Source organism: Haloferula chungangensis (assembly GCF_042664875.1).
GTDB lineage: Bacteria > Verrucomicrobiota > Verrucomicrobiia > Verrucomicrobiales > Akkermansiaceae > Haloferula > Haloferula chungangensis.
Map to the genome: position 1 here is coordinate 100,287 of NZ_JBHTBS010000004.1, position 25,472 is coordinate 125,758.

18 protein-coding genes are annotated in these 25,472 nt (G+C 58.7%); 11 read left to right on the forward strand and 7 right to left on the reverse strand.

Going from position 1 to position 25,472, the window contains the following annotated elements; translation table 11 throughout:
* Nucleotides 1–6 precede the first annotated feature (6 nt).
* Together ACFQY0_RS09565 and lpdA are read right to left on the reverse strand one after the other, a co-directional pair.
* Nucleotides 7–669, reverse strand: a complete 663-nt coding sequence (locus ACFQY0_RS09565) for a GYF domain-containing protein (protein ID WP_379711671.1) — start codon at nt 667–669, stop codon at nt 7–9.
* Between the two features lie 378 nt (nt 670–1,047).
* The gene (lpdA, locus tag ACFQY0_RS09570; RefSeq protein WP_379711673.1) at nt 1,048–2,430 is read right to left on the reverse strand and encodes a dihydrolipoyl dehydrogenase; all 1,383 of its coding nucleotides are present in this window, start codon (nt 2,428–2,430) and stop codon (nt 1,048–1,050) included.
* 189 nt (nt 2,431–2,619) lie between these two features.
* Here lpdA and mscL point away from each other — a divergent pair, with 189 nt between their 5' ends.
* On the forward strand, nt 2,620–3,045 hold the full coding sequence (mscL, locus tag ACFQY0_RS09575; protein ID WP_379711674.1) for a large conductance mechanosensitive channel protein MscL: 426 nt from the start codon (nt 2,620–2,622) through the stop codon (nt 3,043–3,045).
* Nucleotides 3,046–3,136: 91 nt separating this feature from the next.
* On the opposite strand, the gene azu is transcribed toward mscL, so the two are convergent.
* Nucleotides 3,137–3,589, reverse strand: coding sequence for an azurin (gene azu, locus ACFQY0_RS09580; RefSeq protein WP_379711675.1), 453 nt, complete (start codon nt 3,587–3,589; stop codon nt 3,137–3,139).
* A gap of 123 nt (nt 3,590–3,712) precedes the next feature.
* A complete protein-coding gene (locus tag ACFQY0_RS09585; protein WP_379711677.1) occupies nt 3,713–5,275 on the reverse strand; it encodes a hypothetical protein in 1,563 nt (520 codons plus the stop codon).
* 109 nt (nt 5,276–5,384) lie between these two features.
* Between ACFQY0_RS09585 and ACFQY0_RS09590 the strand changes: the two genes are divergently transcribed.
* Nucleotides 5,385–6,581 (forward strand): class I SAM-dependent rRNA methyltransferase, encoded by a 1,197-nt coding sequence (locus ACFQY0_RS09590; RefSeq protein ID WP_379711679.1) that lies wholly within the window; start codon nt 5,385–5,387, stop codon nt 6,579–6,581.
* Nucleotides 6,582–6,594: 13 nt separating this feature from the next.
* On the opposite strand, the gene ACFQY0_RS09595 is transcribed toward ACFQY0_RS09590, so the two are convergent.
* Nucleotides 6,595–6,939: an Hpt domain-containing protein gene (locus tag ACFQY0_RS09595; RefSeq protein ID WP_379711681.1), complete on the reverse strand. Its 345-nt coding sequence runs from the start codon at nt 6,937–6,939 to the stop codon at nt 6,595–6,597.
* A gap of 108 nt (nt 6,940–7,047) precedes the next feature.
* Nucleotides 7,048–9,495 carry a DUF4114 domain-containing protein gene (locus ACFQY0_RS09600; protein ID WP_379711683.1) on the reverse strand — a complete coding sequence of 816 codons (2,448 nt, stop codon included), beginning with the start codon at nt 9,493–9,495 and terminating at the stop codon, nt 7,048–7,050.
* 255 nt (nt 9,496–9,750) lie between these two features.
* On the opposite strand from ACFQY0_RS09600, the gene ACFQY0_RS09605 reads away from it, so the two are divergent.
* From ACFQY0_RS09605 to ACFQY0_RS09615, 3 genes are read left to right on the forward strand one after another with little or no spacing between them, the layout of a single operon-like run.
* Nucleotides 9,751–11,124 (forward strand): sigma-54-dependent transcriptional regulator, encoded by a 1,374-nt coding sequence (locus tag ACFQY0_RS09605; protein ID WP_379711685.1) that lies wholly within the window; start codon nt 9,751–9,753, stop codon nt 11,122–11,124.
* Between the two features lie 10 nt (nt 11,125–11,134).
* A complete protein-coding gene (locus tag ACFQY0_RS09610) occupies nt 11,135–11,665 on the forward strand; it encodes a heme NO-binding domain-containing protein (protein WP_379711687.1) in 531 nt (176 codons plus the stop codon).
* Nucleotides 11,662–14,160, forward strand: a complete 2,499-nt coding sequence (locus ACFQY0_RS09615; protein ID WP_379711689.1) for a PAS domain S-box protein — start codon at nt 11,662–11,664, stop codon at nt 14,158–14,160. Before ACFQY0_RS09610 ends, ACFQY0_RS09615 begins: the two co-directional genes overlap by 4 nt.
* On the opposite strand, the gene ACFQY0_RS09620 is transcribed toward ACFQY0_RS09615, so the two are convergent.
* Nucleotides 14,142–15,602 carry an efflux transporter outer membrane subunit gene (locus ACFQY0_RS09620; protein ID WP_379711690.1) on the reverse strand — a complete coding sequence of 487 codons (1,461 nt, stop codon included), beginning with the start codon at nt 15,600–15,602 and terminating at the stop codon, nt 14,142–14,144. The genes ACFQY0_RS09615 and ACFQY0_RS09620 overlap by 19 nt on opposite strands.
* Before the next feature lie 245 nt (nt 15,603–15,847).
* On the opposite strand from ACFQY0_RS09620, the gene ACFQY0_RS09625 reads away from it, so the two are divergent.
* The 6 genes from ACFQY0_RS09625 to ACFQY0_RS09650 are packed head-to-tail and all read left to right on the forward strand — an operon-like array spanning nt 15,848 to nt 25,303.
* Nucleotides 15,848–16,852, forward strand: a complete 1,005-nt coding sequence (locus ACFQY0_RS09625; protein WP_379711691.1) for a glycosyltransferase family 2 protein — start codon at nt 15,848–15,850, stop codon at nt 16,850–16,852.
* Between the two features lie 43 nt (nt 16,853–16,895).
* Nucleotides 16,896–18,146: a glycosyltransferase family 4 protein gene (locus tag ACFQY0_RS09630; RefSeq protein ID WP_379711693.1), complete on the forward strand. Its 1,251-nt coding sequence runs from the start codon at nt 16,896–16,898 to the stop codon at nt 18,144–18,146.
* Nucleotides 18,147–18,168: 22 nt separating this feature from the next.
* Nucleotides 18,169–19,110 carry a hypothetical protein gene (locus ACFQY0_RS09635; protein WP_379711695.1) on the forward strand — a complete coding sequence of 314 codons (942 nt, stop codon included), beginning with the start codon at nt 18,169–18,171 and terminating at the stop codon, nt 19,108–19,110.
* A gap of 12 nt (nt 19,111–19,122) precedes the next feature.
* Nucleotides 19,123–20,544: a permuted SH3 domain-containing protein gene (locus ACFQY0_RS09640; RefSeq protein ID WP_379711697.1), complete on the forward strand. Its 1,422-nt coding sequence runs from the start codon at nt 19,123–19,125 to the stop codon at nt 20,542–20,544.
* On the forward strand, nt 20,541–21,914 hold the full coding sequence (locus tag ACFQY0_RS09645; RefSeq protein ID WP_379711699.1) for a hypothetical protein: 1,374 nt from the start codon (nt 20,541–20,543) through the stop codon (nt 21,912–21,914). Before ACFQY0_RS09640 ends, ACFQY0_RS09645 begins: the two co-directional genes overlap by 4 nt.
* On the forward strand, nt 21,911–25,303 hold the full coding sequence (locus ACFQY0_RS09650) for an ArnT family glycosyltransferase (RefSeq protein ID WP_379711700.1): 3,393 nt from the start codon (nt 21,911–21,913) through the stop codon (nt 25,301–25,303). Before ACFQY0_RS09645 ends, ACFQY0_RS09650 begins: the two co-directional genes overlap by 4 nt.
* Nucleotides 25,304–25,472 lie beyond the last annotated feature (169 nt).

Here is a 25,472-nt window from a genome sequence, read left to right on the forward strand (position 1 = left end):
ATCAGATTACTGTCCCATCTTCTGCTCCTGGAGCTCCCTTTGCTGTTCGATTGATTCGATGAACTCCTGGGGGAATCCCATTTCCCTTAATTTCTCAGGACTCTGCAGGAAAAGATAGCCCGCGAAGCCGGTGGCCAGGACCGTAAGAAGCACCCCAAGGTAGCCCGTGACCAGTCCGGTCAGGGCGAGGCCTCTTCCGCCGAAGCGTGCGGAGTCATGCTTGATCTTACTCGAGGCGAGGTGGCCGGTGACGATGGCGGCGATGCCGAAAGGAATGGCGACAAACCAGAGGACGCAGGAAAAGAGCGCGAGCAACCCGCAGACCATGGAGGCGACGGCGAGACCAATGCTTTTCTGAGCACCCACCGGAGCGGCACTTGGAGTCTGATAGGATGGAGCCGGTTCCGAGCGCGGAGCTTCGTAGGACGCGGTAGGTGTCGTTGAGGCAGGGGCGGATCCTTCGGCAACGGGAGGCTCGACGGGGCTCTTCTTTTTAAACAGGGATTCCAGTTCGGGAACGGTGGAAGCAGGCTTCCAATCCGGCTGGCCTTCACGCCAGACAAGGTCTTTTTCCGGGTCAAACTTGCCGTCGCTGGCAAGGCGTTGGAGTTCGGAGATGGGGACGGGTCCGCTCTGCTTCCCGTCGTGGGCGTAGTACCATTGGCTCATAGTGGCGCGAAAATATCAGTCGGAGCTCCTTCGGACAAGGCCGCAAGCGGGGCGTGTTGGCCACCTGACACACTTCCATCCTACCGGTAGAGATCCCGCGAAGCGAGACAGGTTCACCGGCGGTGGAGGGGCCAGGTTCCGCTCGCATGGTCAGAGGGAGCCTGATGAGCCGGGGTTTTTCCCGTTTCGACAATTGGGTCACCATCGCCATCTGTTTCCGACAGCCGAACTGCTCTCGATGCTCTCGGAGCCCGGAGAAGATCAGTGTCACATGGACTCGACCCGAGCATCACATGTCTGGAGCCTGGCCCTGCACCCTTACGCAAAAAAAGGCACGCCGGGTGACCGGCGTGCCTTTCGGGAACTTTGTTAGATGGATCAGAAGTGAATCGCGTGACCTTCGGATGCGAGGGTCGCTTCGTGAATGACTTCGCTCATCGTCGGGTGGGCGTGGATGGTGGCGTGGATGTCATCAACCGTCAGCTCCTGATCAAGGGCGAGGCCCATTTCAGCGATCAGCTCGGTGGCGTTGTCGCCGATGATGTGGGCACCGAGCAGCTCGCCGTGTTTCTTGCCGTAGAGCAGCTTGGCGAAGCCGTCCGGCTCGCCAGCGGCGATGGCCTTGCCGATCGCCATGAAGGGGATCTTGCCGACGGTGTATTCGACACCTTCTTCCTTGAGCGCGCGCTCGGTTTTTCCGACGGACGCAACCTGCGGATGGCAGTAGGTGCAGCCGGGGAAATTCTTCACCTTGCGTGGCGTATGGCCGTCGACGTAGAGGCCTTCGACGAGCTGGATGGCTTCAAAGGAAGCGGTGTGGGCGAGCCATGGCGGACCGGTGATGTCGCCGCAGGCGTAAACACCTTCGATCGAGGTCTGGTAGCGCTCGTCGACATTGATGTAGCCGCGCTCACTGAGGGCGGGCTGTTCGCCGCCGGGGAGGACGGGCTGCACGCCGATGGCGACGAGGCAGACATCGGCCGAGATGGTGCCGTTCTCCTTGGCGCCTTCCACGGTGATCTCGACTTTGTTGCCGAGGTCCTTGGTGGCGGTGACCTTGTGACCGGTGAGGCAGCGGATGCCTTGCTTGGTGAAGGACTTTTCGAGGGCGCTGCCAATCTCGTCGTCTTCGACGGGAACCATGCGGTCCATCATTTCAATGACGGTGACCTTGGTGCCGAAGGCGTTGTAGATGTAGGCGAACTCGACGCCGATCGCACCGGCGCCGATGATGATCATTTCCTTCGGCTGGGTCGGGAGATTCATCGCCTCTTTCGAGCCGATGACCGATTTGCCGTTGAAGGGAAGTCCGGGGAGGTCGCGGGTCTTGCAACCCGTGGCGATGATGACGTGCTTCGCTTCGAGGCTCGATTTCGCGCCATCCTTGGCGGTCACCTCGACTTTGCCGGGAGCACTGACGGCACCGTGGCCGCGGACATACTCGACGCCGTTCTTTTTGAAGAGGTACTCGATGCCGCCGGCGAGCTTGTCGGAGACCTTGCGTGAGCGGCCGACGACGGCAGACCAGTCGTAGCTGAGATTGTCGAAGGAGAGCCCGAACTCTTTCGCACGATGAGCCATTGTGTGGTAGAGCTCGGCGTTCTTGAGCAGAGCTTTGGTCGGGATGCAGCCCCAGTTGAGGCAGGTGCCACCCGCGCGATCAGCCTCGACGCAGACAACTTTTTTTCCGAGCTGGGCGGCGCGGATCGCGGCTACATAGCCGGCGGGTCCACCTCCAATGACGATGAGATCGTATGCCATAATAAGGAACTTTTGCGGTTCGCCGCGCAGCGTGGTGCCGGCGGCGCTGGATGTCAAAGGGCGAGTCTAGAGATTGCCGGAGTCTTTCGGGCACTGGGAATCGGCGAACAAAGATTCTGGAAGACCCCGCTCCATTTCAGTAGGGATTGGGAATCGAGCCGCGAGCACGAACAACAACCTCTAAGAACTATGCTTAAGGAATTCAAAGAATTTGCCTTCAAGGGCAACATGATCGACATGGCGGTCGGGATCATCATCGGAGGTGCCTTTGGCACGGTGGTCAAATCGCTGGTAGATGACGTCTTCATGCCGGCGATCGGCGCGCTCACTCCGGGCGGGATCGATTTCAGCTCAAAATACTGGAACTTGACCGACACGGAGTATGAGTCCTACGCAGCGGCAAAGGAAGCCGGGGCGGCGGTGATCGGCTATGGTAATTTCTTTACCGCCTTTCTGTCCTTTTTGATTTTGGCCTTTGCGGTCTTCATCGTGGTCAAGAAAGCGCTGGGTGCGATGAAGAAGGAAGAGGCCAAGCCGGATCCAAAACCACCGGAGCCATCGGCAGAGGAAAAGCTACTCACGGAGATCCGCGACCTGCTGAAGACCAAGGCCTGAGGCTTCTACAATTTTCAAGAATCCCAAAAACCCCAAACGAAAAACGCCGCATCCCGTGAGGGTTGCGGCGTTTGAGTGAAATGGGGAAAGCTTACTTGGCCTTGACGATGAGCTTGCCGGTCATCAGTCCGAAGTGGCCGGGGAAGGTGCAGATGTAGGGATACTCACCTGCAGCCGGCGCGGTGAAGCTGACGGATGTGGTTTCGCCGCCGCCGACCATCTTGGTGTGGGCAACGATCAGCTTCTTCGACTCCTCATCCTGGGGAATGTAGTCGCTGGCTGCAGCCGGTGCGGCCTTCATGGCGAAGGGTGGAATCTCGGTGCCGGCCTTCAGGATCACGACGTTGTGGCCCATGGCAGCCTTCGGGAGTTTGCCGACGTGCTTGAGGGTCAGCGTGACCTTCTGGCCTTCGGTGACGGTCAGCTCCTTCTTGTCGTACTGCATCTGGTCGTTGCCGGTGATCTCAAGTTTGACGGCGTCTTGAGCGGTGGCACCGAGTACGGTTGCAGCGAGGGTGAAGAGAGAAATCAACAGTGTTTTCATAAGCTTGGATGGTTAAGACGCGCTTACGTTGGGTTCGATCACAAACTTTCGCAACTCCCGGATGAGTGCGTTTTCCACGAAATCCGAGTCGTTTTCTGCCACGCGGGATGAGCGGTATTTGGTCTATTCGCTGAGGCTGATGGTGATCCTGGCGAACTGGCGGCGATCGTCCCATCTCCAGCTGATCGTTCTTCTGAGGAATCCGGGCACGTTTGGAAGGTAGGGGGCAGCCGATGAACTGAGCGCTGCCGGCGGGTCGCCGGACCAGCTGCCCGGCTGCAGGTCCTGCGACCATTCCGGAGAATACGTCAGACCCCGGACGGCGGCATCGTCGCGCTCCGGGAAGCTCAAAATTATGTGACTCCCCGATCGGGTCATGCTCAGTTGGGAAGATTCCCCATTGGCGAGGAGGTGGCGCCCATCCTCCGGATCACTGCCAAAAGCGTATTCCAAAAGATTGGTCCGTTGGTCGCCGTCGGGATCATCGTCCTGACCGCCGAGGACGAGTTCGGCAGCCCATGCGTGGTAGGATGGACCAAGGGAAAGCGAGTCGATCAGGGAGCCGTCGGGCGATTTGTCGGAGCGCCAATCGACGCTCCAATCGAGGCTTTCCATCAGCGGGGCCGAGAGCCAGGTGAGGGTGATGACGCTGCTTTCCTGCGTGTCGATTTCGGCGAGTCGGAGAATTCGCCGGTCGCTGCCGCTGGTCTCGACCCAGCTGGGACCGCTGATGCTGTCCGGCTCCCCTCCTGCGGGAAAATGGAATTCGGCTTCAAGGTTGCCAGCCGCCTGGCCCCCCGTATTGTGCAGGGTGACGCTGATCGAAAGCGGATTTCCCTGACGCGGGGTCGAAGTGGTGACCGAAAAGCTTCCCTCCAGCTCGGTCGGATCTCCATGCGTGGGGGTCATGCGATAACCGCGTGGCGAAAGAACGTAGTTCAGCTGCTCGATGTAGTGGGGGACAAAGCTGCCGAGGTTGGACTGAAATTGGTCCTCGGTTTCGATGGCGGAATTGATCGCGACGAGGCCGAGAAAGCCATCGACTTCGGCAAACTGCGGTGACCCCGAGTCTCCGGATTCGAGCCGGGCATCGTCTTCGCCTCCCGTCTCAAAGACGTAGGGAAACGAGATGGCCGAGGTCTTGTTGAGGCCCGAACCGCCGATCTCGACGAACTCGTCGTAGACGGCGCTGCCGACCCGTGCGGTTTTGCCGAAAACCGTGGCGTTCGTTTGAAGATACCGTCGGTCGAGGCCAAGATCGAGGTAGGGCAGTGGGGGGACGTTTTGGCTTCTCTCGATCGGCGAATTGAGCTCGAGGAGGATCAGGTCGGAGGCACTTCCGTCGCTGTTCGTGATCACGGTTCTTGCCGCGATCGTGCGGGAAACCACCTGTGCATCCCCACTGAGAAAACAAATCTCGGCGCCGATGGGGGGCGCTGCATGGGTGGCAAAAAGCAGATGAGACCGGGTGACGAGGACGAACTGCCACTGCGGAGCGGAGGCCCGCCAGCCGACCCCGAGAAACTGGTTGCCCTCGTAAATCGGCGTGTTCCGGATCACGGGGGCGTCAGGAAAGCCGGTGAAGCGATCATGGCGGCTCGACGAATAGCTGCGCAACTGCATGGCATGCGACGCCGAAGCCATCGCGAGCAGAGTCGCTAGATGGACGGGCAGATGATGGCGCATGGCGGCTGCATGGGGTGTGGACTGAAGGTAGCGGCGAATCCTTCAATTTGCCAATCCGGGTAATTGCGGACTTGGCGGGTGCGGCTTCGGCTGTGTTGATGACAGGCACATGAGCGATCCCCGACCGCAAGCCCGGCTCAGGCTCCAACTTTATCCGCGTGCCGAGAGCGCGGTGCGGAAAGGCCATCCCTGGGTGTTTGGAGACAGCATCAGGTCGCAGAACCGCGAGGGCGAGGCGGGTGAAATGGCGGTGATGTATGACCGCAAGGACCGCTTCATGGCGCTGGGGTTCTATGATCCGGATTCGCCGATTCGGGTCCGCATCGTGCACTGTGGGAAGCCGGCGACCATTGATCGGGCGTGGTGGCTGTCGCGGGCGCTGGCGGCGAAGGGCCGACGCGATGAGGTTTTCAACGAAGCCACCAATGGGGCGCGCTGCATCAATGGCGAGAGCGATGGCTTTCCGGGGTTGGTGGCGGATCGCTACGCGGACACCTTGGTGGTCAAGGTCTACACGGCGGCGTGGCTGCAACGCTGGGATGAGATCGAATCGATCCTGCGTGAGGTCTTCGCGCCGAAGTTCCTCGTTCTGAGGATGAACCGTCATCTACTAGAAACCTCGGAGTTCGAGGAAGGATTCCGTGGCCCCGAGGGAGCTGAGGTGGTGGTGTTTCTGGAGAACGGCATCCGTTTCGAATCGGCAGTGCGGCACGGTCAGAAAACCGGGTTCTTTCTCGATCAACGCGACAACCGGGCACGGGTCGAAAAGCTGGCGAAGGGTCGTGAGGTGCTGAATGTCTTCAGTTTCTCCGGAGGCTTTTCCCTCTACGCCGCCCGCGGCGGGGCGAAAAGTGTGGCGGATCTGGATATCAGTGCCCATGCGCTGGAGAGCGCCGTCCAGAACTTCAAACTCAATGCCGAGGACGCACGCATCGCGGCTGTGCCTCACGAAACGCTGCAGGCCGATGCCTTCAAGTGGATGGACGAGAGTGAGCGGAAGTTTGATCTGATCATCGTCGACCCCCCTTCGCTGGCGAAGCGCGCGCGCGACCAGGCAGGCGCGCTCTCCGCTTACCGTCACCTCAACGCGCGCGCGATTTCGATGCTTCGCCCCGGAGGCATCCTGGTGGCCGCTTCATGTTCCGCCCACGTCCCCGCCGCAGAGTTCCTCGGCATGATCCGTGAGCTCGCCGAGCAGTCGGGCCGCCGCCGTGAGGAGCTCTGGACCACAGGTCACGCCTCCGACCACCAGGCATCTTTTCCTGAGGCCGAGTATCTGAAGGCGATTTGTGTGAAGTTTGACTAGGGCGTGAACCTGCTCAGTCTGTGCGATGATGGGAAAATGCGCAGCGTGCGGCATGGATGGCGGGCGTGAGTTTGAGCTGAAGTTCGTCCTTTGCAGGGAGCGGTGATGACTCGGTGCGTGCCAGATCTTCCCAAGTGGTGGCGAGTTCTCCGAGCTTGGGAAAGCCGGACATTTGAGCACCGCCCTTGAGCCGATGAACGGATTCTCGGAAGGCTTCCCGGTCGCCGTTTTCCAAGAGGGAAACTAGGTTCAAGGCGTGGGCGTCGAGACCATCGAGGAAATCCTGAAGAATTTCGATGAGGTCAGGACTGCCAAAGCCACCGAGGGCTTCGATTTGGTCGATGTCGATGTCTTCCATTGGATTGGATGTTTATAGAATGTGGTAGGAGGATAAAGAACGAAGCAGGGCCCGTGGAGTGATCCACGGGCCTGCTCGGTTTGTTGTGGTTTCCCGGGGGGGGAAGGTTTAGAAGCAACTGACTTTCGCGTCGCTGGCGGAGTGTCCGTCGTCTTCGATGAATTTGGTGGTCGGGTCCGGGGAGCCGCTTCGGTAGCCGGTGTCGAAGTTGCCGGCAGGTTTGAGGATGGAGCTGAAGTGGATGATGATGTCATCGAAAGTGCTGTCGCTGACATCACCTGATTCAGGAAGGTAGGGATCCTCGTGACGGCTGTGGTCCTCGATGGCGAAGACCGTGCCGCCATTTCCTTTGAAGCTGAGGAACTGATCGCTCAGTCCCGGGTTTGCTCCGTTGAGGGTAAACAGCGGTTGGCGTTTGGTGCGGTCTCCCTGACCTTTCGGGGTGTAGCGCCATGGGTTCCTCAGGAAGGTGCTTACCGTGTTGTTAGGAACGATGAAAAAGCCAACGGTCTTCCCTGACAGACCATGCGCGGTCGGGTTGAAGCTCGTGGTTGAGCCGATGTCACTGCTGCGGTCGTCCATCAGAGAGATGGCGCTGCTGGCAGCGGCCACCCGGTATTCCAGCGACGATGGGTCAAGATGATCGATGGCCCCGTGATCGTAGACGCAGAGGTCGAATTTCATCGAACTGCGGTCTTCAACCATGCTGAGGGTGATCGTCTCCGACGGCATGTAGTAGAGCTGGCCGATGTGCTCGAAATCGGCTCGTGCGATGCCAATGCGGCGGAGGTGCTGCTCGACGCCACGGGCCTGACGGTTCGAGTGAATTCCCGGAGCGCCGTCGATGACATTATCATACTGGGTCGTGCCGAGGGACACGGGACGGATATGGATCTGGAAAATCACGTCGTTGTAATCGAGATCGGTCTTGCCGTATTCCCAATCCTCGAAAGCGAGGATCAGGGGGCGTTCTTCGTTGAGTTCGGTGAAGAGACGCCCGGCGACGTGTTCCATACCTTCGGGATTTCGTTCGGCATCCTGATGAATCATGAGCTTTCCTCCGCGTGCTCCATCTTGCTTGAGGTGGAAGCGAAGATCAGTGCCGGCGGGAAGAATGCCGAGGCTAGCCATGGCTCCCTGGCGGAGTGGAAGATTCGGACCGGTGGAGGCATCCGTCCAGATGGTCGTGTAGCTTTCCGGCGCGGCGGCATCATACCAGCCGAGAGTATTGCGGTAGGTTCCTCCATCGTAAATAAGGGTGATGACGACCTCGGAGTCCTGCTCGAGATGGAAGTCCTCCGGATCGAAGCCAAGTTTCTCCTGCTCCAATGGAGTGCCTTCACGACGGCAATTGAGCTGTTCCTTCACCTGTGCCCAGACACGGCGGGCCTGGCGGTATTCATCGTCGGATACGGCATAGGTGCTGATGCTGGTGACATCGTCACCGCTCACTGAGACGTTGAAATCCTCGCTCACTTCATATTGACCATCACTGGCGCAGACGCGGATGACGTAGTCGCCGTCTGTTGAGAACGAGATGTCAGTCGTGGCGCGGTGATCACGCGAGAACTTGGCCACGCCAGGGCCACTTTCCTGAGTCCACTTGATGCTCAGACCGTCTCCGTCGAGTGGCAGGCCTTCATCGCTGATGTTGAGGGACATGCTAATGCAGGCGCCCGGAAGATCCGTGGTGGCGGACTCTCCCATGGTGATGGCGGGCGGTTGGTTCTCAGGAATGATGATCGGGCTTTCCTCTTCGGGAATGCTCCAGCCGTCGTTGTTGTTGGTGACGGCGCTATCGAGAAGATAGACGGCGCGCGGGCTGTCGGTGGTGAAGTTCAGGATCTGGTAGACTCCTCCTTTGTTGCTGGAAACAAAAAGCGAACCGTTCTTATCAGTGTAGGCGGCACCGTAGGTGGTGCGCCCTTCGGGAAGGTTGGATACATCGACACGTCTGACGCTCCGGGCCTCGACGTCCCACACAAACAGACGTTGATGGCGGGCCCCGAAGAAATAGGCACGGCCATCGATTTCCTGATAGACAAGGTCGGCCACACCGGCAGCCGATGCTCCTGAGAAGCGCACGATGTCGTAGGTGTTCGAGTCGACGTTGATCTTGATGAGGGCGGAGCCACCATCGAGTTTGTTAGAGCGCACCCAGAGGTTTCCGGAGCGGTCCATATCGGCAGCGTAGTAGCTGGTCTCCGGTGACGTGGCGTCGTTGGGCTTGGATGCGCCGAGCGCTTGGACGGTGCCATCGCCGTGGATGCGGATGAGCTGATTCTTGTACGGGGCGTAGCGTCCCCATGCGTAGACATAACCATCGAGCGGGTTGTAGCCGGCAGCGTTGTAGGATTGGTTGTTAGGTCCGAGAGGGGTGTACCCTCCGGAGCGGGCGTTGAGCCGATTGACTTGGCCAGAGATGACCTGATAAAAATCCGGCTGAGGCTCGAAGACCGGAGCGGTCTCGGCGTGGGCGGCAAGGCTGAGAGCGGCGCATGTAGCGAAGAATGTCCGATATCTCGTGGCACGGTGTGATGTTGGTGTATGTTTCATATTTGGATTCGCCGACTTGGGGCAGAAAGTTCATGGCAGCTGCTATACCAAGCGGTTTTAACGAATCCCTATTTCGTTGCAGGTGAATTAGTTATGCTTCATTTGAAGAAACCTGCCAGCGGACTTGAGAGGGAGAAATCGGGTAGAATTTACCGGGATGACTGAGACTGTGGGGTAGAACGTTCAGTATTGTGAACCGACGGAGACGTCCTCAGAGCTTGTCATCGAATGGGAGTCTGAGCATGGTCGCTGGAGATGGAGGGCAAGCGTTCAGCAGATCTTTTGATCGTCGAAGACGATGAGACGACGAGACGTTTGTTGATGCTCAAGGCGGCAGATTTTGGTTTCCGGGCGGTGGCGGTGGAGAGCGCGGAAGAGGGACTGCCGCTGATCAACGACGAGGTGAAGGTGGTGCTGATGGATCTGGGTCTTCCAGGGATGTCCGGATTTGAGCTGTTAGAAAAACTGGCAAAGGATCACCCCGGACTACCCAGTGTGGTGCTGACGGCTGCAAACCGTGCGGAGGAGGCGGTGCGGGCAATGAAACTGGGTGCGTACGATTATCAGACGAAGCCCTTCGACCTTGAAGACTTGTTCCGGAGTCTGAGGCGGGCATCGAAGCTGCGAGAGGTACAGCAGGAGAATGAGGAATTACGGGCTTCCTTGGGTGACGCCGCACCCATCAAGGAAATGGTGGCGGAGGCTCCGGCGATGCTTCAGTTACTGAAACAGGCGCGCAAGGTGGCAACCATCAATTCGACGGTGCTGCTGACGGGTGAAAGCGGAGTGGGCAAGGGTGCCTTGGCACGCTTCATCCACGCCAACAGCCAGTCGGCATCCGGTCCGTTCGTGACGGTGAGCTGCCCGGCGCTTCCGAGAGAATTGTTGGAAAGCGAACTCTTCGGTCATGAAAAGGGAGCATTCACCGGGGCGATCAAGCGGCGCATGGGAAAGATCGAGGCGGCGAAAGGTGGGACACTATTTCTGGATGAGATAGGTGACATGCCGATGGATCTGCAGCCGAAGTTGCTGAACGTGCTTCAGGACCGCGAGTTTCAACGAGTCGGGGGTGAGGGATTCATCAAGGCGGACTTCCGACTGGTGGCGGCAACGAATATCGATTTCGAGGAAAAGATCCGAGCGGGAGAGTTTCGAGAGGATCTCTACTACCGCCTGAGCGTGATTCCCTTGGAAATTCCGCCCTTGCGGGAGCGTCTGGAGGATGTGCCGGCCCTGGTCGATCGGATCCTCGGACTGATCGCAATGCGTCGGAACTGTGGGGCGATCCGGGTGGATGCAGCGGCGAAGAAGCGGCTGACCGCCTATCGATGGCCGGGAAATGTGCGCGAGGTCGAGAATGTTTTGGAGCGTGCGAGTGCGTTCTGTGAGGACCGGACGATCCGGGTTTCGGATCTGCCGCCTGCGATCCAGGGCGAGCAAGGAGAGCGGCCGGCGGGTGCTCTGCCAGCCGATTTGTCAGGTCTGACGCTTGAGCAGCTGGAGATCGAGGCGATTCGCCAAACGCTCGCGGCATGCGATGGCAACAAGGCAGAAGCGGCGCGTCGTTTGGGGATTGCAGAGAAGTCGGTTTACAACAAAATGAAACGGCATGGTTTAACCGCTGACTGATCAGGATTTTATGAAAGGAGTGATATTTACCGAGTTTCTCGGACTAGTGGAGGAAAAGTGGGATGCGGACATGGTGGACGACATCATTGATGCCTGCGACCTGCCATCAGGTGGGGCGTATACCGCAGTGGGGACCTACGATCATCAGGAGATCGTGGCACTGGTGGTGGAGCTCAGCAAACGTAGTGGCGTGGAGGTTCCGGACCTGTTGCGGGTCTATGGTCAGCACCTTTTTAGCAAGCTTGCGACGACTTATCCACAGTTCGTCGGAAAGACCGACTCGGTCCTGGATTTTCTCGAGGGTGTGGAAAACTACATTCATGTAGAAGTGCGTAAGCTCTATCCGGATGCGGAGTTGCCTAGCTTCGAGACGAGGCGTCTGGAGCCACAGGTATTGGAAATGATCTATCGTTCCAGCCGACATCTCGATGACGTGTGCCATGGCTTGATTGAAGGCTGCATCTCCCATTTCAACAAACAGGGAACGGTCGAGCGTGAGCCGATCGAGGACGGTACGCGTTTCATCATAAGGTGTGAATGAGTGACAGCCCTAATATCGAGACACGTTGGCAGCGCCGTCTGGCGAGAGAGCGGACCGCCCGCTCCGAGGCGGAACGCCTGTTAGAGGCGAAGAGCGGTGAGCTTTATGAGGTAAATCAAGAGCTCGAGAAGCTGCTGAGTACTCAGGGAGAGATCCTAGAAGGTTACCGGCGTGCGGTGTTTCGGCTGACCAATGTGCTTTTGTCGCTGGGTGAAGACCATGAAGCCAACGTTCATCGCTTGCTGAACGAGGCAGGCCGGTTGCTCGACGCGAGAGGAGGTCTGGTGGTTAGAATGAAGAGCGGTGAAGTACAGCCGCGCTGGAGTATGGGCTGGCGAGACAGCCAGGAAATCAGTGAGACAATATGGAGGCGGGGCCTAGAATCGCGGCAAATAGAGGAGTGGCGGGATAATGAAACCACTTATGTGTTTATCCCGTTAGAGATCCGCATGCGCCGAGTCGGGGTGATTGTTATCATTCTCGGCCCGGATAAAAAACTGGATGAGCTCAGCAAAATGGTCGCCGAGTTTCTCGGAAGTGGTGTCGGCGGAGAAGTGGAGCGCAGAGAGGCGAAGAGTGAAATGAAGGTCACAGAACAGCGCTACGAGTCGCTGTTCCATGCGTCGATGGACTCAATCCTGATTATTGATTTCGAGGGGCGCATTCGTGAGGCAAGTGATAGCGTGGTCAAAACCTTCGGGCTATCGCGTGAAGCGCTGCTTCGAGGGAAGTTGTCCGATCTTGTGAGTTCTGATCACCGGGAGCAGGCAACGAACGCTTTCGATCAGATCAAGGGGGTGGGACGTTGTCATTACGAAACAGAACTGCGGAGGTCGGATGGCTCGACGTTTCCTGCGGAGGTCGTGGGAAGTAGTTTTCAAATCGGTGGAGAAAGCCGTGTTTACGCAATTTTTCGCGACATCAGTCAGCGGAAGAAGAGCCAAGCGGCCATCATCGAGCGGGAGCGGAAGTTTCGTACAGTGTTCGAGCAGTCACTGGACGGGATCGTCCTGCACGATCTTGAAGGCCGGATCCTCGACGTGAATGAAACTCTCTGCAAGTTGTTGGGATGGTCGCGACAGGAGATGACGGCGAAGAGCCTCGCAGACCTTCACCCTGAACGCGCTTTGACGGGATGCCGACTGGCGATGGAGGAAGTGGCAGAGCGTGGGCGCCATCGCTACGAATGCGAGTTCTCGCGTAGCGACGGAACGGACTTCACCGCGGAAGTGTGGGCGAATGCTTTCGAACTGGGCGGGGAGAGGGTGGTGCAGGGCATCGTGCGTGATGTGACCGAACAACGCGATAAAGAGAATGAAATCCGAGAGGCGATGGAGGCAGCGGAACTTGCGAATGAATCAAAGTCGGTCTTCTTGGCGACGATGAGTCATGAGATCCGCACTCCATTGAATGGCATCCTAGGATTTACCAACTTGTTGGAAAGTTCGGAGATGTCTTCGGATCAGCGCAACTCGGTCGAGATGATCCGGAAGAGTGGTGATGTGCTGCTAGGGTTGATTAACAACATTCTGGATTTCTCACGTGCGGAGAGTGGTCGAATCGTGTTGAAAAATGAGCCCTTTGATCCCGGGCTTTTCGTCCGAAACACCGTAGCGCTGCATCAGGGAGTGGCCGATGGCAAGAAGCTCAAATTACAAGTTCATGTGGCAGAAGACGTTCCCTCAATGATCATGGGCGCGAAGACGGAGCTGCGCCAAGTAATGATGAACCTGGTGGGAAATGCGGTGAAATTTACCGATGAGGGAACAGTGACGATATCTCTGGAAAAACTCCGTTCGAAGAAGTTGAAATTTTCGGTGAGGGATTCAGGAATTGGTTTTCCAGAGCAGGATGGAGAAAGGCTGTTCGAGGCCTTTTTCCAGGTCGACCTCTCATCGACACGGCGTCACGGAGGCACCGGCTTAGGACTGGCGATTTGCCGTCGTCTCGTGGAGGCGATGGGCGGTGAAATCCGCGCGGCGAACCTGCCTGATCGCGGAGCGGAGTTCGTGGTAGAGATTCCCTTGAGGCAAGTGGCAACTCAGGGCGTGAGTTCGCAACCTGAGGGCCACCGGAGTGCCGCCTTGTTGAATGGAGGGGGCACTAAAGTCCTAGTAGTAGAAGATCACCCGGTGAATGCTCGCTTGCTGAAGCTGATGCTGGAAAAACTGAACTTCGCCGTGGAGGTGGCGAGCAATGGACGGGAAGGCCTTGAGGCCTTGAAGATGGCGGATGACATTTCCATTGTGCTCATGGATATGCGGATGCCCGAAATGGACGGGCTGGAGGCGACCCAGCGTCTGCGTGCCGGCGAAGCGGGTGAGGCTGTTAGAACTCTACCGGTCGTGGCGGTGACGGCAAACGCGATGGAGGCGGATCAGGAGGCCTGCCGGGAGGCGGGAATGGATTACTACCTGAGCAAACCGATCAATGGTCGTGAGCTTGAGAAGGTGATGCTTGATGTGATGGCTCCCTTTCAGGCATCGGGAATCTGACCGCCGCCCAGCGATTTGAACAGGGCTGCGGCGAAACCCGCTCGGCGGCCGAGCGCGGCGGCTTCTTCATCACGTGCGTCGTGATAATCCATGAGTGCATTGAGCAGCCGCCGGATATCGACGAGGCCGGCAAGGTAGGACTCGCGAGTGAGCTTGGTGCTCTTGAGATGTTCCTTGGCGGCGGCGGATTGGGCGGCGGCATAGCGTTGTTCGGTATCGAGCCGGGTGAGGGCGATCTCAATTTCAGCGACGGCATCGAGAACCTGCTGCTGATAGGCAGCCAGTCGGATATCCGTGCGGGCCTCTTCTTCGGCGATGCGGTTCTGGATCTTGCAACCTTCGAAGATACGCCACTTGAGTTTGGGTCCGAAGCCAAAGGCACGGTTGGCCTGGCTGAAGAGGTCGGAGGCCGAGGTGCTTTCCCAACTCAGGGCTCCGGAGATGGATAGCTTTGGGTAGAGCTCGGATTCGGCCAGACCGATACGTGCGGTTTGGGCGGCGAGTTTTCGTTCCTCGCGGCGTACGTCGGGGCGGTTGCGCAGGGCATCGGCGGGCATGGCAACGAGGATTTTAGGTGGCGGCACCGGGATGCCGATGTTCTTTTTCAACAGCGCCGCCAGAGCATTGGGGTAGAGGCCGGAGCTATTCGCGAGACGGATGCGGGCAACCTTCATTTCCTGCTCAAGCTTGGGCAGGCGGGCTTGGCGAGTGAGCAATTGGGCTCTGGATTCGACCACGTCGGCCTCCGGAGTGAGTCCTTCACCCTGACGATTGCTGAGGATCTCGTGGAGCTCGCTGAAATCGGCCACTGCCTGAGTGGCACGTGCGAGCCGTTCTTCAAGTGTGCGGGTGGCAATGTATTGTAGGGCGACTTCGGCACTGAGCACGACGAGCGCATCGCGCTGCCATTCGATGGCGGCCTGCCACTCGGCGGTGGCGGCTTCCACGCCTCGGCGAGTCCCACCGAAGAGGTCGACCTCCCACCCCGCTTCGACGGTGGAGATGAAGTTGGTGGAGAAAGAGCTACCGGTGGTGCCTCCGAAGGTGCTTGGGTTGTTCTCGCCCATTTGAACTTCGCCTCCGGTGCCGAACCACGGAGACCATGCGGCGGCAAGGACATTGCGCTGGGCGCGAGCTTCACGGATGCGGGCATCAGCGGCTGCTGCAGTCGGATGACTGGTGCGGGCGTGGGTGATGAGATGGTTGAGCGAACTGTCATTGAACTGCCGCCACCAAAGCTCAGCGCCGGTGCGGCGGGCGGATTGGTCAGCGCTCAAACGCTGAGTCCAGTAATCGGGGACCGCGGTCGATCCTCCAAGGGAATCCCATTCGTCCGCAACCGCGAGATCGGGATCCTCATAATCGGGGCCCACAGTGATACAGGAGCTGAGGGATAAGGTCGCGACCGTGCCGAGAGAAATGAGGCGGCCGGCGCGGAGCATGACGTGGATTATAGAAACCGAACCGGATTGGTCAATATGTCCGAAGTAATCCAGCGGAGGGCGGTAGAGCTTTCCGGTAAGCTTTTCCTGAACCGGTAAATATTGCCGGATTTTCAAAAGACGGCCCCTGGCGTCGTTTTCGACAAACTTTTTCTAAATGCTGATTTCCAATGGGTTGCGATGTCCATTAGGGGCGGTGGCACGGGCGCTGATTAAGAGGTTCTGTCAATCGACCCACAAACAACATGAACATCAAGAGCAACACCACTCCCGTCCACAGCGTATCCTTCATCATCCCAGCGATGAACGAGGAAAAAACCCTGGAAATCCTCTTCACTGGCATTGCCGAGCAAATGGAAAAGCTCTCCTGCGAATGGGAGGTTCTCTTCATCGATGACGGAAGCACTGACAATACATGGAGCGAAATGAGCCGTTTGGCGCGGTTGAATCCGGGCACGGTTCGGTCATTCCGCTTCCGTCGAAATCTTGGTAAGGCCGATGCGCTGGCGCTCGGTTACAAGGAAGCCACCGGCGACGTCATCTTCACCATGGACGCCGACCTTCAGGACGATCCCAACGAGATCCCCCGCTTCCTCGAGAAGATCGAAGAGGGCTACGGCATCGTGACTGGTTGGAAGCAGAAGCGCTACGACCCATGGCACAAAGTGCTGCCAAGTCGGGTCTTCAATGCCGTGCTGAGCAAGTTGGTCGGCGTGCCGCTGCACGACCACAACTGTGGCTTCAAAGCCTACCGCAAGGAAGTGGTCAAGGTGCTCCCGATGTATGGTGAGATGCACCGCATGGTTCCTTCATTGGCTTCCTTCGAAGGCTACAAAACCGCCGAGATCGTTGTGCAGCATCACGCCCGCCGGTTCGGAGTGAGCAAGTATGGAGTGAAACGCATCCTCTGTGGCATCTTCGACATGACCACGGTCAGCTTCCTCAAGACCTACCGCAATCGCCCGATGCACTTCTTCGGCCGCCTTGCGATGCTTTCCGGACTCCTCTCCGCGACACTCTGGACGGCCGCTCTTGGTCTGACGATTGCCGGCATGGCTGCCGCGCTTCCTGCCATGGCGGGCGTGCTCTTCGGGATCGCCGCAATGCTTTTCATCGGTCAGGGGCTGCAGCTTGAGCACGGCGTCTACCGCGAAATGAAACAAGGCCGCACGCTGCCGGTTGACCTCACTGAGGGCACGCTCGCCGCGCCCCAGAGCTACGAATTCGACCGTCTCAAGCAGGTTGCCTGAGCTTGGGCCGCCCCCCCTTCAATCACTTCAACTCTGACTCCCCATGAGCACACTTCTCTCTTCCTTCACCCGCCGTCGCAACCGCCCACGCGTGGCGGTCGTCACCTCGACCTACGCCCGCAGCCAGGACGACCACCAGGTTCCATGGATGCGCGAAATGGCTCGTCGCACGGTCGATCAGCTCGATTCGCTGAAAATCTACGCGCCATCCTTCCGCGGACTCGCCAAGCATGAGATCGATGGCGTGGAGGTCCGTCGCTTCCGCTACGCGCCGAAGGTCAGCGAAACGCTGACGCATGACTCGGGCGCTCCGAGCAAGTCCCGCTCGCTTGGCTACAAACTACTAGCTCTGCCGTACTTGCTGATGGGCATGCTTTCGATCTTCTACTGGTGCGTGCGCGATCGGACCCGGGTGCTCCACATCCACTGGCCATTCCCTCACGGCCTCTGGGCCCTGCTGCCAAAGTGGATCCTCGGAGTGCGCGTGGTCGCCATGTGCCACGGAGCGGAGCTCGCCCTGGCTCGCAACAGCAAGGTGATCCGCTGGGCACTGAAATTTTTCCTGAGCCAGGCCGATGAGATCTGCGTGAACAGCTCTCACACCGCGGTCGAAGTGAAGCGTCTGTGTGGCTTTGCATCCAAAGTGGTGCCCTATGGAGCGACGGTATCGGACACCGAGACTTCTGGGGAGGAGTCGGCGGATAAGGTGCCGTCGCTCCTGTTCTGTGGCCGACTGATTCAGCGCAAGGGCATCGATGTGCTGCTGCGCGCCTTGCCCGCCGTGCTCGCCACGCAGGAGGTCAAGCTGGTGATCACCGGTGAGGGTGACTGCAAGGCCGAGTGGGAAGCGCTTTCCAAAGGGCTCGGGCTGGAAAACTCCGTGCGCTTCGCGGGCTTTGTCTCGAATGAGGAACTGGGTGAGCTCTACCGTGATTGCAGCGCTTACGTGCACCCCGCGATCTTCGATGACAAGGGTGATACCGAAGGGCTTGGCGTGGTGCTCATCGAAGCGCTCGCCAACCGCAAACCCGTCATTGCCTCGAACGTCGGTGGGATCGTGGACGTGATCATTGATGGCGAAACTGGTTTGCTTGTTCCTGAAAAGGACGAAGCAGCGCTGGCCGCCGCGATTCTGCGAGTGCTCGGTGACCCGCAGCTGGCCCAGCAACTCGGCGAGAACGGTCGTCTACACGCCGCACGTGTCTTCGACTGGAATCGCTGCGCCGCACTCACCGTGGGCATTTATCAAGGTCGTGAAATCAGCAATCCGGTCGGAATCCCCGTTATTGGATAACTCCTGCAAACTTTCTAACATCATGAAAATCTGGATCAAAAGAATGCTGCCGCTGGTGGCGGTGGGAATGCTTCTGGTGGGATTTGGCTCACAGCTTCCTGCGGCTGCCGCCTCGGCTGCGAATGCCAACGGGCTGTTGCTGTTGGCGGTTTTCGCCGGCCTCGTGGTCTACACCTGGTTCAATGCCTCGATCTGGAGTGATGTGCTTGCCGGACTTGGCGAAAACCCTGGACGGGTGAAGGCGACTCGTCTGTGGATCCGGAGTGAAGTGATGAAGTGGCTTCCCGGAGGCATCTGGGGGTATGCTTCGCGGGTGGTAAAGGCTCCTGAAATCGGGGTGGAACGCTCAGTCGCCGGCGCCAGCCTCGTCGCAGAGCTCCTCCTCACGATTGCCGCCTGGAGCGTGCTCGCACTGGTTGGTCTGATCGGGTCGGGCCGTTTGTTGGCAGGCTTGATCGAACTGCCGGATGCGGCGGTGGTGCAGGTGGCGGCGTTGCTCGGCGTCGCGGCTTGCGTGGTGGTGCTGGTTTTCCGCGGTCGCCTGTGGCGTGCGATCGTCGGACGTTTGGCCCCGCTGCGTGAACGTTCCTGGAAAGCTTCGTCCCTGCTGCGTGCGTTCGCATCCTACTTGGGACTGTGTCTGTTTCATGCGGCACTGCTTCAGGTGCTGGTGCTGGCATTCCTTCCCGAAAGTGAAGGTCTGACCTTCTTCGCCACGGTGGACGGCATGGCGTGGTTGATTGGCTTCTTCGCCATCGGAGTTCCCGGGGGCATCGGGGTTCGTGAAGCTGGTATGGCCTGGCTTTTGGGTCAGGTGATGCCGATGCCTGAAGCGGTGGCGATTGCCGTATCATGGCGTGCCCTCCAGCTCGCAGCGGAAATGTCGGTGCTGGCCGGCACTTTCCTCATCCGCCCCCTCCGCCCGTTCGGAACTTGCCTCGACGCGAGCCGCGCAGGTCTTTAAGCTTGTTTGAGAATGAAAGGAGTAATCTCCCAAGCCCGCCGTCTGGCGCTAAGCCTGGCGCGTGAGAACAGGGTCCTTCTCGGTGTTGCATTGATCCTCATCGCCGCAGGTGGACTGCTGGCGGTGACCGTCCTCTGGCCGGCCTACAAGAGCCCGGGATCGAAGATGTATGATTCGAGCCTCGGGTATGCTTCGTTAATCCGAAAATTGGGAAAGAGCTTCCCCGTGGTCACGGCAGATGTGCGTGAGCGCGAGTTCGTGCGTCCATTGCTGGCGGAGGGAACCTGCTCGGCGGAACCTTACCTGGTGCCGGTGATTCCTATGTCGAAGATTACCTCGGTAAAGGTGACCGAGGGTCAGTCAGTGGAAAAAGGTGATCTGCTTCTGACATTGGACAAGGTAAAGGCGGAGATCAAACTCGAGTCGGCGAAGCTGGCTCTGTCCACCGCAGAGGCCGAGTTGAAGCGGGTCCAAGTGGGCTCGGCCTACGTCCTTGCGCAGGAACGTCCTGACCGGGAGAAAATCAATGTGGAGGCGGCGATGGCCCGCGCCGATCAGATGACCGAGAAAATCGAGCGTTTCCGCAATGCCGAAAAGAAAGGACTGATCTCGCGGACAGCGCTTCTTGAAGTCGAAGGCGAATTCACGAACGCACTGCAAGAGAAGGAACTGGCGGAGCTCTTTCTAACCATGTCCGAGAAAGGTGTGGAGCAGAGCCGCTTGATTGCGGCGAATGCTGTGGACGATGCAAAGGAAGCGGTAAAGCACCGCGAGCAGGAACTGAGGGAACACGAGGTTTTCGCGCCGGTATCGGGGGTGGTCGAGCGGGTGCTGATGCGTGAGGGTGAGTACAATCAGGACAGTGGGAAACCGGGCTTCGTGATTGCAGCCGGTTTGTGGTTTGAAGGTTACTTCGACCAGTCCGACTTCAATTGGATCGAGGTCGGAATTCAAGGAGTTGCTTACCTGGAAAGCTATCCAGGCCGAGAGCTGGCGGTGGAGGTGGAGCGGATTGTGCCGGTGGTGAGCTTCAATGAGAGCGGTCCGGAGATCAATCGGCCGCTGCGTCCACGCGGCACCGGTGCTCCCGAATGGGCAGCAACCTTTATGGTACGACTGAAGTTTTTGAGCACGGACGAAGAGGTCAAATTCGCCCCGGGAATGACAGGTTTTGTGAGACTCGAATCGAAGCGCCGGTCATTGGCGGTGCCGCGCGAATCATTGGTCTCCGTTTCCGCAGGAAAGGCCTTGGTGCAGGTCGTCAAGAACGATGGAGGCCGTGAGCTGCGGGAGGTGACGGTCGGCCATGTCGATGGAGTAGCCGCGGAGATCTTGAGCGGGCTGAGCTCCGGTGAGTGGGTCATTGCGGAGGGTCACTGGGGCTTGCGGGACGACGATGGCATCGAGGTGGTCTCCGAAAAAGGCTGGGAATGAAAATCGCATTGCCAGCGAAGCTGCCGGATTGGTCGCTGCCGAAGATTGCTGCTTTCGGCTTGATCCTCGCCGCTGGCGGGATGCTCCTGCTTGGTCTGCTCAAGCCATGGATGGTGGTGCCGCTCGGGGTGGATGATGGCAAGCTCGTCAGCCGGGATGTCGCGGCGACTTTTTGGTGGAAAGGCTTTCTATTGTCCGGTCTCTCGCTTGCTGCAGGCTGCAAGTGGCTGATGAAGGATCGCGAGCAGGGCACGTGGTGGTGCCTCCGGATTGTGGTGCTACTGTTGCCGCTTCTGTTTGCCTATCCTCAAGCAGTCATTATCCAGGATGAAACGACCAGCGGTGATCTGGCGTGGCTGCAGCAACAGCATGACTCAATGACCTGGCTGGGCGGCGATGTCTTCCTGGCGCAGGGGCTGCGCTATCAGCAGACGATGCCGGTTGTGGACCTCGAGGACCCTCCCTTGAGGCTGGCTGCCTTCCGCCCGCCGACGGTGGCACCGTGGTCGCTGGGCGTAGCTGAGCTTCCTGATCTGGTCTGGTGGCTGGGTTACAATCCGGCCTTCACGCAGTTCGTGGCAAAGGGCTGGGTCGTGTCGGTGCTGGGTGTGGTGATGCTTCTGATCGGATGGCTTGGATGGCGGCGTAAAGATGACGAACAGGGGGGGCGTAGCCGCGACTTCAGGGTTGCTGGAGGGGCGCTGGCAATCGGCTTGCTGATCTGGATGGCCGCAGGACTTCTGCCAATACTAGGAGCCTCGTACTATTTGAAGAAAGCGAAGGCGGCTGCGCTGGATGATCGTCCCGATGAAGGACGTCTGGCTCTGGAGCAGGCCTGCGCGTTCATGCCGGCGCTCCGCTTTGATACCGGCGTGATCTATCAGCTGGGAAGTTTCGACATGGGCTGTGGCGATGGAGATTCGATGCGCGCCAGGCTGAAGCTGGCGCAATCCCTGCAGGAGGATGCCTATGATCTTCGCGCCGTGGTTGAACTGGAGGGTTTGCTGGACCGTGAGACGGACGACCGAAGTGTCGGCCGGGAAGTATCTCGAATGCTCCTGAGAATCGCGGTGGACGATGCAAACAGTGGGCGGATCGAGGATGCGCGACGTCGGTTCGAGATGCTTTGTCAGCGGGAGCCAACTGCGATTCAGGCGCGCTTCTATCTGCAACTGCTCTCACTTTACGGATCTGAGGTGGAAGTGAATCGGCGTTGCCGGGAAGAGATCGAATGCCTCTACAAACCGTTTCAACGGAAGGAGAAGAAAGGTGTGCTATCGGCTTCATGGCTGATTCTCGCACAGGGCGAAATGGCGGAAGGAAGGGTGGCGGAAGCGGCGCATGCCCGCGAAAAGTCGAGGAAGCTATGAACACGTTTCGCGGCCGCCGATTTCTTCTCGCACTGTGCATCGGACTCGTCGGTCTGCTGCTGGTCGAATGGCTGCGGCCCTCGCATCCGGTGGTAGAGGTGGTCAAGGCGCCCCGGAATGCGCACTGGATCGCATGTGATGACGGCAATCAGACAACGGCGTGCTTTCGCTACGACTTTGAACTGAAGCAGGAGGTCGTCGGCGGCTGGGTGGCGGTGGCGGCCGAAGGAGGGTTTGAGCTGATCTGCAATGCCAACTCGGTTGGAATGTTTTCGCTCTGGCGTTCAACTCGGCCATTTCAAAACGGGCTCTCGGAGTCGGGGCAAAGGCTCTACGGCGGGGAATCGGCGATGGCACTTAACTTTCCACGGGAATACCAATGGGAGCTGCATGCCAATGAAAAGCTGCCGGTGTGGTTTGATATCCGTCCGAAGTTGCGACGCGGCTGGAACTCGATTTCCCTGGAACTTGAGGCCCGGCAGCCCGGGGCGGCATTAATCCTCTGGGGTGAAGTCGAACTGGCGGATGGCTCGAAGGTGGTGCTGAAATCGGACCGGAACTGGCTGGCCGAGCCAGTGCCAGTGGGAGTGACGCAGTTTGAATGGACACGCCCGGAGATTCGGCTCAGGGCATGGCGGCAAGCGATTGAACTGCCAGCCGATAGTCGGGTGATGTACCGGCAAGTTCCCGACGCAGCCTTCGTTAAGGGGTTCCAAGCCCCCTTTTTGGCGACGCCTCCGGGCCGGACGGGAAGCCAGGATTGGGTGCTGAACTTTGATCGCGCTGAAGGTGAAGGTGAGGCCTTTCTACGTGTTCTTGCAAATGGTCCCTACCGGGCTTGGTTGAATGACCGACCGATCCAGCCGGACTCAAAGGCGAGCTTGGGATTAGCGGACGGAGGGTGGCAGGTGACCTGGGAAGGAAGGCGACCGCTGGCAGTCACGCCAACCTTGATGGATCCGGATGACTTGGCTCGAGGATGGGGAGGCGAACGGTTCACGGATCCTCGCCATGGCGATCCCACGGCCAATGACCTGCAAAGCGAGGAAAACGAGGCGAACCGAACAGGCGAGCGACCCACGGCGAATCGGCAAGGTCAGCTGCTCTACGATCAGTACGGAGAAAAGGAAGAGAAAGGTCGGGAGTCGGACCCTAACGGCTACCTCGAGGAACCGATTCGAGGTACTCCGATGAGTGTGGCGCGTGATCGGTCGGTGGAGGAGTTCTCGGCCTTTGGCGTGGGACGTCTGCTCAAGCGTGGTCAGAACGAACTGCGAGTGCGGATGATCGGGGCGGTTGGTGAGCGCTACGGGAAGACGCGTTCGGCAAAGCTGGCTGTCGATGGCTGGGCGAAAACAAATGGCGAGTGGCGGAACTTTACCGAAGGCGAATCATGGCAACGGACTGAGCCGGGTGAAAGCCGCGGAATCCTTGATGCTGGGAGCACGGTGCGCGAGTTGAGCACCGCAGCACCGGCCATGCGCTTCTTGGGCCATGCGGGAAGACCGACGAATCGTCGCCTTTTCGCGCCGCTGCTCATGGCTCTGGTGTTCATCGGCACGGGGGTAATGATGAAAGTACGAAGCTCATCGTATTTCGTGAAATGGATGGCGGTGGGTGGATGGATGCCTGCGACACTGATCTTCACCATGACGATCCTTGGCTTTCATGCGGCGAAAGCAGCCATGCTCGAACGCTCGGAGTTGCTCTTCTTTTACACTTCGAGTTGGCCACTGGTGGCGCTGGCGACGGCTCTGATCGGAGCCTTGCTGACGAGGTGGGCGCTGTCCGGAAGGAATTCCGGTGGCAGCTTGATTGAGCGTTGGGAGAAACCCCTGATGCTGGGACTACTGGTTGTGGTGGCGCTGCTTCGTGGATGGAAAATGGATTTTCAGCCGATTGACGATGACGAATTCGCGTCGATTCAGGCAGCGGTTGCAATCGCCGAAAAAGGGGTTCCGGAGATTGGCGAGGGCATCTGGTATACCCGAAGTCCGCTTTATCACTACGCGGCTGGCTTGCTGGCGTGGATTTTCGGTCCACACTTGTGGGTCCTGCGCGGATTTTCAGTGCTCGCGGGGGTCGTGACGGGCTGGGTGCTGTGGGCCATGGCGCGATCCATCTTCAAGGACCCGCGGATTGCAATCGGGACGCTCGTCTTGTTCGCGATCCATCCCTTTCTCATCTTCTCCTCGCACATCGCTCGCTTCTATCAGCAACAGCAGCTGTTCCTTCTGTTAGGCATCTGGGCGTTTATCCGGGGCTTTATCGAAGAGAAGGGAAACGATACCTGGAGGATCGGATCCCTGGCGGCATTCACCGCCGCGATCCTGAGTCAGGAGATCACGGTGACGATGGCTCCAGTAATCCTGGTGGTCTTTGTGCTCTTTGGGCGAAGGGCTCCGTGGCGCAGCGATTTCAAACTGGTGGTTGCCAGTGCCGTCGCGGGTTTGGCGGTTTTCATCGATATCATTGCCTTCCAAGTGAAATGCATGACGCGCAGCGTAGGCGTGTCGCCGAATGTGGAAGCGACGATTGCGCCGACCTTCTGGGAGCTGGGAAACATGGCATCGATGGCGATAGGCTACTCGCGCCTCCATGTGGTGTTGAGCCTGTTCGTACTTATCTCACTGTTTGCCGCGATTCGCTCTAAGGATCGTAGCGTGCTGGCGCTTCAGGTCTTCACGATTGGAGGGATCATTGCCTGCAATCTGCTCATCACTTCGGTGAGCTTCCGCTATCAGTACACGCTGATTGCACTGTGGGTTTTGCTCGGGGTGCACGGCATGGCGGTGACGGCAGAGTGGCTTTCGCAAAGGATGCTCTTGGATCGCCCGGAAGGGGTGCGGCGGGCGATTGGCGGGCTTTGCTTTCTGGTGGTCCTGATTTCCTGGAGTCCTTGGCGGATTCCGGGATCCTATTCGGAAAAAATTCTCGGTGATCCGGTGACCCCCCTGAGATATGTAGCGGCGATGGAACGCGCCGGTGACAAGGTAATGATCACCGAACCCCATCCGCACGCGGCGAAGATGGAGGTGGGCCATGCGGATTATGATCTGGTGGTGCCTTTGCTACATGACTTCACCTACCGCGATCCCCATGGCGTGTTGCGCGATCGAAATGGGGATGCCGAAGTGGTCAACCATATCGGCCGTCTGCAGGAGGTCTTCGGTCGCGGAGAGCGCATCTGGATCCTACTCAACCGAGAGAAGTTTCGCTCACGGGGTAAGAACCTGCGGTGGGAGTATCCGGGTGCTCGTGAGGAGCTGTTCATTCGTCAAAACTGCGAACTGAAGTTTCGCTCCCATCTGTGGAATCTCTACCTGTGGGATCCATCGCTCGGGCGCTATCACGCCTTCCGCCAAGAGCCGGGAGGATGGGTCGACTAGGGACGGCGGATGATTGAAAAATGAGGAGTTTCCTGAACTGCAATGAGCTGCTTCGATATCTCCAAAACCCCAGACACGGCCAAGTTTGTAACGATGCTGATGAGCCTATTGACGTAGTTAAAGACCAGATATGAAATCTTAGATACGATCATTTAGACATCCTTACGAG